This window comes from Allobosea sp. TWI1241, assembly GCF_039673065.1.
Classification (GTDB): Bacteria; Pseudomonadota; Alphaproteobacteria; order Rhizobiales; family Beijerinckiaceae; genus Allobosea.
Window position 1 is genome coordinate 233,279 of the sequence record NZ_JBDJKW010000007.1, and the last position, 8,928, is coordinate 242,206.

Below are 8,928 nucleotides of genomic sequence, written 5' to 3' on the forward strand. Positions count from 1 at the left end.
CGTCCCCGCCGTCAGGATCTGTCATGAACGCCCCGATCACGCCCGCCATCGCCGCGCCCGGCCCGAGCCTCGAAATCCAGAAGGTTGTCGCCTCCTGCGGCGTCGAGGCCTGGCTGGTCGAGGAGCACGCCCTGCCGCTGCTGGCGGTCGATTTCGCCTTCGACGGCGGTGCCGGGCTCGATCCCGAGAACGCCGCCGGCAGCGCCAATCTGGTTTCCGGCCTGCTCGACGAGGGCGCCGGCGACCTCGACGCCGAGGCCTTCCAGGGCCGCATGGCCGACCACGCGATCAGCCTCTCTTTCGACGCCCGCCGCGACGAGTTCCACGGCCAGCTCCAGACGCTCGCCGGCCAGCGCGATACCGCCTTCGAGCTGCTGGCGCTGGCGCTCAACGCGCCGCGCTTCGACGCCGACGCCGTCGCCCGCGTGCAGGCGCAGGTGGTGGCCGGCCTGCAGCGCCAGGCGCAGAACCCCGACGCGATCTGCCGCAATGCGCTCTTCGCCGCAGCCTTTCCCGGCCACGCCTATGGCCGGCCTGAGCGCGGCGACATCGCCGGCGTCCAGGCGGCGACGCCCGATGGGCTGAAGTCGCTGTCGCGCTCGCTGATGGCGCGCGGCGGGCTCAAGCTGGTCGCGGTCGGCGACATCACCGCCGACGAGCTGGCGCAGCGCATCGACGACGTCTTCGGCGGCCTGCCCGCCGGTGCCCCGCGCGCGCCGGTGGAGGCGCCGCTGCCGCTCGCCGGGCTGGGCGAGACCCATGTCATCGACATGGACGTGCCGCAGACCGTGCTGCGCTTCGTCGGCCCCGGCCTGCTCTGGGACGATCCGGACTTCATCGCCGCCAGCGTGCTCAACCACATCCTCGGTGGCTCGGCCTTCACCTCGCGCCTGTTCATGGAGGTCCGCGAGAAGCGCGGCCTCGCCTATGGTGTGTCCTCCAGCCTGGTGCCGATGCGCCGGGCCGGGCTGGTCGCCGGCGGCACCTCGACCCGCAACGACCGCGTGGGGGAGTCGATGACCGTCATCCGCGAGGAGATCGCCAAGCTGGCGGCCGAGGGACCGAGCGAGCACGAGGTCGAGGAGGCCAAACGCTATCTGATCGGCTCCTATGCGCTGCGCTTCGACACCTCGCCCAAGATTGCCGGCGAGTTGATCAACCTCGCCATCCGCGGCGAGGATCCGGCCTTCGTCGCCGAGCGCAACCGCCATTTCGCCGCGGTGACGCTGGCCGATGTCCGCCGCGTCGCCGCCCGCCTGTTCGGCGACGGCCGCCTGCTGGTGCAGGCCGTCGGCCGCCCCGTCGGGCTGGTCTGACCCCAGCCATTTCCTCTGACTGTCCGGAGCACGCCATGCTGCAGCAAAGCCTCGATCTCGCTTTCGTCTCCGGTGTCGGCGAAGGCGGCATTCCCGATGCGGTCTTCGAGACGGCACTGGCCGATCTCGCCCCGGCGCTGGAGCGCCTGCGCGGCGACGCCCGCGACAAGACCCTGCCGCTGCTCGGCCTGCCGGCCGATACCGCCGACCTGCCCGGCATCCGCGAGGCGGCCGCCCGCCTGCGCGACGGCGCCAGCGACGTGCTGGTGCTCGGCACCGGCGGTTCCAGCCTCGGCGGCCAGACCCTGGCCCAGCTCACTGGCTACGGCACGGCCGGGCTCTCGGCCTTCCTGCCCGAGCCGCGCGTCCACTTCATCGACAATCTCGACCCGCTGACCTTCGCGACGCTGCTGAAGACGCTGCCGCTGAAGACCACCAAGTTCGTCTCGATCTCGAAGTCGGGTGGCACCGGCGAGACCCTGCTCCAGAGCATAGCGGCAATCACCGCGCTGCGCGGCGCCGGCGTCGCCGAGGACCGGATCGGCTGGCATTTCCAGGGCCTGTCGGAACCGGCGAAGCCCGGCAAGCTGCACGCCCTGCGCGCGCTGCTCGAGCCCTTCGGCGTGCCCTTCCTCGAGCATCATACCGGCGTCGGCGGGCGCTATTCGGTGCTGACCAATTGCGGCCTGCTGCCGGCCGCGGTGCTCGGCCTCGACATCGACGCGCTGCGGCGCGGCGCGGCGCGTGCCTTGGCCCCGGTGCTGGCCGGCGAGCCGGTGGCGAAGACGCCCGCCGCGCAGGGCGCCGCCCTCAACCTCGCCGCGGCGCGTTCGGGCCGCAACATCGCGGTGCTGATGCCCTATAGCGACAAGCTGGCGCTGCTCACGCGCTGGTGGATGCAGCTCTGGGCCGAAAGCCTCGGCAAGGACGGGCAGGGCACCCAGCCGGTCGGCGCGCTCGGCCCGGTCGACCAGCATTCGCAGCAGCAGCTCTATCTCGCCGGCCCGCGCGACAAGCTCTTCACGGTGATCACCGTCGCTAACAAGGGCAAAGGCCCGGCGATCGACGCCGCCCTGGCGGAGCGGATCGGCGAGCAGGACTTCGCCGGCCGCACCATCGGCGACCTCGTCGCCGCGCAGGGGCTGGCGATGATCGACACCTTCGCCCGCAATGGCCGCTCCGTGCGCAAGATCCATGTCGACCATGTCGACGAGGAGACGCATGGCGAACTGCTGATGCACTTCATGCTGGAGACCATCCTCACCGGCTACGCCATGGGCGTCGATCCCTTCGACCAGCCGGCGGTGGAGGAAGCCAAGATCCTCGCCAAGCGCTATCTCGCCGAAGGCCGCGGCTGAGACGAGCCGCTGGTGCGCCGTCATTCCGGGGCGGGCCGAAGGCCCGAGCCCGGAACCCATGAACTCAGGTCTTCCATGGCTGGAATTGTCGGCCCGTTGCGGTTTTCTGTCGTGGTCATGGGGTCCGGGCCTGTCGCTTCGCGCCATCCCGGAATGACGGGGGTATCCCCATGACCGTCCGCCGCCTCGATCCCGTCCTGGTCGATCGCATCGCCGCCGGCGAGGTGATCGAGCGGCCGGCGGCCGCCGTGAAGGAACTGGTCGAGAACGCGATCGATGCCGGCGCCAGCGCCGTCGCGGTCACCATCCGTGCCGGCGGGCGCGAGCTGATCCGCGTCGTCGACGACGGTGCCGGCATGACGCCGGAGGATCTGGCGCTGGCCGTCGAGCGCCACGCCACCTCCAAGCTGCCGGATGGCGACCTCTTCGCCATCCGCTCGCTCGGCTTCCGCGGCGAGGCGCTGCCCTCGATCGGCTCGGTGGCTCGGCTTGCGATCACCACGCGTCGGCGCGATGCCGCGCAGGGCGCGGCGCTGGTGATCGAGGCGGGCGAGAAGGGGCCGGTGCGCCCCGCCGCCGCGGCGCCGGGCACGCGTATCGAGGTCAGCGACCTGTTCATCTTCACCCCGGCGCGGCTGAAATTCCTGAAGAGCGACCGGGCCGAGGCGCAGGCCGTCTCCGACATGCTGCGGCGGCTCGCCATCGCCCATCCCGAAATCCGCTTCTCGCTCGAGGGCGACCATGTCGGCGCCTTCGACTGGCCGGCCGAGCCGATCGGTCCGGACGGACGCCTGCGCCGGCTCGGCCGCGCGCTCGGGCGCGAGTTCCCAGAGAACGCCCTGCGGGTCGAGGCCGACCGCGAGGGCATAAGGCTCGACGGTTTCGCCGGCCTGCCGACCTTCCACCGCGGCACTTCGGCCGGCGTCCACATGGCGGTCAACGGCCGCCCGGTGCGCGACAAGCTGCTGCTCTCGGCGGTGCGCGGCGCCTATGCCGACGTGGTGCCGTCCGACCGGCATCCCGTGCTCTATCTCGACATCCTCTGCGACCCGGCCGTGGTCGACGTCAACGTCCACCCGGCCAAGAGCGAGGTCCGCTTCCGCGATCCGGCCCTGGTGCGCGGGCTGGTGGTCTCGGCGCTGAAGGCCGCGCTTGCCGCCGCCGGGCACCGCGCCACCACCACGGGCGGGGCACGCACGCTCGACGCCTTCCGCGCCGTGGTCTCCGGCGGCATGGCGGGCAGCCTGGGCGGCGGTGGCATGCCGTCGATCCAGCGCCCGTCCTTCGGCGCTTTCGCGGACTGGCGCCGCGGCGAGCAGGCCTCCGCCCAGCCGCCGCTGCAGGGCGGCTTCGCCGATGTGGTCGCGCCGTCGGCCGATGCGCGCGCCCATCTCGCCGAGCCCTCGCAGGACGCGCTCGACCGCCCCCTGGGCGCCGCGCGTGCCCAGGTCCACGGCACCTATATCGTCGCCCAGACCCGCGACGGCATGGTGATCGTCGACCAGCACGCCGCGCATGAGCGGCTGGTCTATGAGCGGCTCAAGGCCGAGCGCGCCCGCGACGGCATCGCCAGCCAGCCGCTGCTGCTGCCCGAGGTGGTCGAACTCGATCCCGTCGATGCCGACCGGCTGATGGCAGCCGCCGCCGATCTCGCCTCGCTCGGGCTCGGCATCGAGAGCTTCGGCCCCGGCGCCGTGCTGGTCAGGGAGGCGCCGGCCGCGATCGCCGGCGGCAATCTCCAGGGCATCGTCCGCGACGTCGCCGACGCGCTGGCCGAGCATGGCGACGCCGGCTCGCTGGAGCGCCGGCTCGACCATGTGCTGGCGACCATGGCCTGCCACAACTCGGTGCGGGCCGGCCGCCGCCTGCGTCCGGAGGAGATGGACGCCCTGCTGCGCGAAATGGAAGCGACGCCGAATTCCGGCCAGTGCAACCACGGCCGCCCGACCTATGTCGAGCTGAAGCTCAGCGACATCGAGAAACTGTTCGGGAGACGGTGAGGCGTTTGGCGGTAGCCACTCGTCACTCGTACTTGGCTTCGCCCATATCCAGAAAATAGAGCGTCATGCCGGCATCCCCCGCCTGTGGAAACCATTGCTCTTCGACGATGGCCTCGAGTTGGCGCCTCGCCGCGGCATAATCGACTGCGAGATTGGCCCGTGCCGCCGTCAGCCTGACTTGCATGTTGGGGTGGCCGAAAAGCTGCATCAGCACACGCCGCTGGTCGCCGGGGCGGGATTGGAGCTCATCCTCGATCGCCTGGATCTTGTCGTAGCGCCGATTGAACGCTGCGATCTCATTGCGGTCGAGCGCGTCGTACTGCTGGATGCAGAGGGCCTCGAAGCGCCGCAGAAGTGCGTCTGTCGAGAGCGATGCGAGATCGGCGGGACTCATGTCAGCACCCCGTATTTTTGCATTGCAAAATGCTCGCCCCGCGCTCAGCGTAGCTTGGACATGCTGGTATCGAGCAAATACAGCGTCATGCCGGCATCGCCGGCCTGCGGATACCAGCGCGAGTCGCTGATCGCCTGGATTTCGCGCCGCGCGGCGGCATAGTCGATAGGGAGGGTGGCTTCGGCCGCCGAAAGCCTCACCTGCATGTTGTGGTGGCCGAACAGCGTCTTCAGGATATGGCGCTGGTCCCCCGGCCGGGATTTAAGCTCCAATGCGAGGTCACGAATCTGCCCGACCAGGCGATTGACGCGGGTCTGCTCCTCCCGCTCCATAGCGTCGGACTGTTCGATGCACAGTCGTGCGAAGCGGGCGACGATCTCGGCATTCGAAAGAGCGGCGAGGTCTTTCTGTTTCATTTCAGAACCCCGAATGTCCGCATAGCTTGATGCCCTATCTTCACGTGTTCTGACCAGTCTTTGCCGCGCAGATAGTTTCGCGGCGTCTGGAAATCAAAATTCGGGTTCCGTTTATTGTACCACCCTGTGATCTCATGGTGCTTGTATTTCGGAATGCTGACGACGTTGCCGACGCCGTCGATCTCCTGCCGCGAGAAGCCCTCGCGTGATCCCGCGCTCCGTTCGACGATGTGGTGGTCCTCATAGCCCGGCCGCCCTCTGCCGACGCCCGCCTGCAGCTCATCGAGCGCTTTCGGCGGATCCTGATAGGAGCGGATCGCGGGGTATTCCGCATAGAGCTGGTGACCGGCTTCGATGGCGATGAGCGCCGCGCCGACCGGGCCGGCACGGCGCAGTGCCTGACGGGCGATCTCCCTTGCGAGCGCCTTGGCGGCCTGTACCCGCGTCGGCTTCTCTTTCGGCTTCCTTTCTGGCGACGGGGTGGGATCGAGAGGCGGCCCGCCATTGTCGCCGATGCCCGGCTGACCGCTGCCTCCGCCGCTCCATTGCCCACCTTCCCGGCTTCCGGCAGGGACACGGGGTTGGTCGGGATTGAAGCCGCCTTTCCCGAGGAGGGCCTGAAACCGCTCGAGGGCGAGCATCATGCGCCTGCCGGCAAGCCGGCAGGCAAGCGCCCTTGCGGTCAGACGCGACCGGTCGCGGCGTCTTTCGATCGATTGTGGGGATTGCATCCTTGCGTCTCATCTCCGCGAAGGATGCGGAGATTAGGCGCGCGTTTGGGGGCGGGGATAAGAGGCGCGCTTATGCCCTGCCTTGAGACATGGAGAGCCTGCCGGGTTCGGCTGAAGCCAGGTCGGCGTTCCGGGACCTTGCGTCCGCGAACGGCCCGGAAGCGATCGACACCGCGGAAGCGGACCGAGGCGTGGGCGATCGGGATTTCCGATGACATGACGTGCTGAGGCGTTCCCGGCTCGCCTTGCGGGCGCTCCGGGACGACGGCGTGGTTTTCCGTGAGCTCAGGCTGTCAGGGCGAGGTCGGGCGTCAGCCCGCACGCAGGAACCGCACCTGTGTCTCGCCATAGCCGCGCCGCTCGTGCTCGGCGAAGCCCTCCGGCAGCGTGATTTCGCTGCCGGCCGCTTCCTCCAGCAGCACGAGCGCGTCCGGCGCCAGCCAGCCGCCCGCGCGCGCCGAGACGAGCGCCTTCTCGCCGAGGCCCTTGCCATAGGGCGGGTCGCAGAAGACGAGGTCGAACGGCGCCATGCCGCTGATCGGGCCGAGGCGCGTGGCATCGCGGCGGAAGACGCGGCTATGGCCCGCCAGCCCGAGCGTCATCTGGTTCTCGCGGATCAGCCCGCGCGCCTCGGTGCCGTCGTCGACCAGCAGGGCGAAGGCAGCCCCGCGCGACAGCGCCTCGAAGGCCATGGCGCCGGTACCGGCGAACAGGTCGAGCACCCGCGCGCCGGAAACCGCGTCGTCATGGCCGTGCGCGAGCACGTTGAACAGCGATTCCCGCAGGCGATCCGAGGTCGGTCGGATCGCCCCGATACCGGGTTTCGGGCCGGCGAGCGAACGCCCGCCGAGGCGGCCTGCGACGATGCGCATGGCCGGGCTCAGTCGCGCTTGCCGCCGCCGGGACGCGACGGGCGTCCGCCGCCGCCGGAGCGACCGGGACCGCCGCCACGCGGGGCGCTGCCGCGCGGGCCTCCGCCCCGCGCCCCTTCGCTGCGCGGCCCCTTGCCGAAGCCGGGCTTGGAGAAGCCCGAGCGGCCGCCGGCCGGCTTGTCGCCGAAGCTGCGGCCACCGGGCTTACCGAAGCTGGACTTGCCACCCCCCGTCTTTCCGAACGAGGGCTTGCCGAACGAACCCTTGCCGAAGCCGCCGCGGCCGGGCGTGCGTTCCTCGCCGAAGCTCTCGCGCGCCGGGCGGTGCTCGCCGCGCTCCTCGCCGCTCTTGTGGCGGGTGCGCTGCGGCCGTTCGGCCCAGTCGCCGCTGGCCTGCCAAGGCGCCTCGCCACCGCGATCGCGGCCGGCTTCCTCGCGCGCCGGGGCGGCGTCGCGGCTGCTGACGCGCTCGACCTTGACGCGCCGGCCCTTCGGATCGGCGATTGCCTTGTCGCGCACGCGCACCAGCGAACCGTCCTCGGCCCTTGCCTGGCGCTCTTCCTTGGGATCCGCGCCGCGGCGCGGCGGGGTGCGGCGGGTGCGCGGCGTCTCGCTGTCCTCGTCGCGCCAGACGCCGCGGTTCCACGGCTTGTCGCCGCGCAGATCCTTGACCGGCTCGGGCTCGGCCCGGCGGCGGCGCGGGCGATCCTCGGCGCCGGGCGCGGCGCGGCCGCGGGCGGCCGGAGCGGCACTGCGGGCAGGAGCGGGAACTGGGGCCTCGTCGCGGCGCGGCGATTCGAAATCGGTGCCGGCCCTGGCCATCAGCTCGGCGCCGAGCTGGTCGCGCAGCACGCGCGAGCGGATTTCCTCGGCCTCGCCCTCGGGGATGTCGCCGAGCTGGAACGGGCCGAAGGAAATCCGGATCAGCCGGTTCACCTGCAGGCCGAGATGCTCGAGGATCGTCTTGACCTCGCGGTTCTTGCCCTCGCGCAGATCGACCGTCAGCCAGGTGTTGGCGCCTTGCTCGCGCTCGAACTGGGCGACGACCGGGCCGTAATGCACGCCGTCGATGGTGACGCCGTCGCGCAGCGTGTCGAGCCGGTCCTGGGTGACCTGGCCGAAGGCGCGGACGCGATAGCGCCGGAGCCAGCCGGTCTCCGGCAGCTCGAGCATGCGCGCCAGTCCGCCATCATTGGTCAGGAGCAGCAGGCCCTCGGTGTTGATGTCGAGCCGGCCGATCGACAGCACGCGCGGCAGGTCTTCCGGCAGCGCGTCGAACACGGTCGGGCGGCCTTCCGGGTCGTGATTGGTCGTCACCAGCCCGCGGGGCTTGTGATAGAGCCAGAGCCGGGTGCGCTCGCGGGCGGGCAGGGCCTCGCCGTCGACGAGCACGACATCGGCCGGGCCGACATCGAGCGCCGGGCTGTCGATCACCGTGCCGTTCACGCTGACGCGGCCCTCGGCGATCATCGCCTCGCTGTCGCGGCGCGAGGCGACGCCGGCGCGTGCCATTACCTTGGCGATGCGCTCCGGCTCCTGCGGCGCGGCCGGCGCGAGGTTCACCGTATCGGCGATCTCGGCGGCGTTGCGATGCGCGCGGTCGGGCCGGGTGCGGGTCGGATTGGCGCTGCGGCCAGCGGGCGCGCGCGGCCGGTCGAAACGGTCGCCGCGATTCTCGCGCTGGCCGTAGCCGGAGCGCTCTCCGCCATAGCCGCCTTCGGAGCGGCCGGCGCGCGCCGGGCGTCCGCCCTCGTCGCGATCCTGCCGCGGCCTCTCGCCGTCCTTGCGCGGGAAGCGGCCGGGGCCGGCGGGGCGGTCGCCGAAGCGCTCGCGGCCCGGGCC

The 8,928-nt window shown here is 71.2% G+C and carries 8 protein-coding genes; 3 read left to right on the top strand and 5 right to left on the bottom strand.

Annotated features, from left to right (window positions below; genetic code table 11):
- The first annotated feature begins 23 nt into the window (after nucleotides 1–23).
- The 3 genes from ABE438_RS11835 (at nucleotide 24) to mutL (ending at nucleotide 4,674) form a co-directional block, all read left to right on the top strand.
- Nucleotides 24–1,316, top strand: coding sequence for a M16 family metallopeptidase (locus tag ABE438_RS11835; protein WP_346502822.1), 1,293 nt, complete (start codon nucleotides 24–26; stop codon nucleotides 1,314–1,316).
- 35 nt (nucleotides 1,317–1,351) lie between these two features.
- The gene (locus ABE438_RS11840; protein WP_346502823.1) at nucleotides 1,352–2,674 is read left to right on the top strand and encodes a glucose-6-phosphate isomerase; all 1,323 of its coding nucleotides are present in this window, start codon (nucleotides 1,352–1,354) and stop codon (nucleotides 2,672–2,674) included.
- A 170-nt stretch (nucleotides 2,675–2,844) separates the two neighbouring features.
- A complete protein-coding gene (gene mutL / locus ABE438_RS11845) occupies nucleotides 2,845–4,674 on the top strand; it encodes a DNA mismatch repair endonuclease MutL (RefSeq protein ID WP_346502824.1) in 1,830 nt (609 codons plus the stop codon).
- A 22-nt stretch (nucleotides 4,675–4,696) separates the two neighbouring features.
- Here mutL and ABE438_RS11850 read toward each other — a convergent pair whose 3' ends face one another.
- The 5 genes from ABE438_RS11850 to ABE438_RS11870 all read right to left on the bottom strand — a co-directional run bounded on the left by ABE438_RS11850 (nucleotide 4,697) and on the right by ABE438_RS11870 (nucleotide 8,661).
- Nucleotides 4,697–5,068: a DUF2019 domain-containing protein gene (locus ABE438_RS11850; protein WP_346502825.1), complete on the bottom strand. Its 372-nt coding sequence runs from the start codon at nucleotides 5,066–5,068 to the stop codon at nucleotides 4,697–4,699.
- Nucleotides 5,069–5,112: 44 nt separating this feature from the next.
- A complete protein-coding gene (locus tag ABE438_RS11855; RefSeq protein WP_346502826.1) occupies nucleotides 5,113–5,484 on the bottom strand; it encodes a DUF2019 domain-containing protein in 372 nt (123 codons plus the stop codon).
- Nucleotides 5,481–6,128: a hypothetical protein gene (locus ABE438_RS11860; protein ID WP_346502827.1), complete on the bottom strand. Its 648-nt coding sequence runs from the start codon at nucleotides 6,126–6,128 to the stop codon at nucleotides 5,481–5,483. Before ABE438_RS11860 ends, ABE438_RS11855 begins: the two co-directional genes overlap by 4 nt.
- Before the next feature lie 398 nt (nucleotides 6,129–6,526).
- The gene (gene rsmD, locus ABE438_RS11865) at nucleotides 6,527–7,087 is read right to left on the bottom strand and encodes a 16S rRNA (guanine(966)-N(2))-methyltransferase RsmD (protein ID WP_346502828.1); all 561 of its coding nucleotides are present in this window, start codon (nucleotides 7,085–7,087) and stop codon (nucleotides 6,527–6,529) included.
- A gap of 8 nt (nucleotides 7,088–7,095) precedes the next feature.
- Nucleotides 7,096–8,661, bottom strand: coding sequence for a pseudouridine synthase (locus ABE438_RS11870; RefSeq protein WP_465248604.1), 1,566 nt, complete (start codon nucleotides 8,659–8,661; stop codon nucleotides 7,096–7,098).
- Between the last annotated feature and the right edge of the window lie 267 nt (nucleotides 8,662–8,928).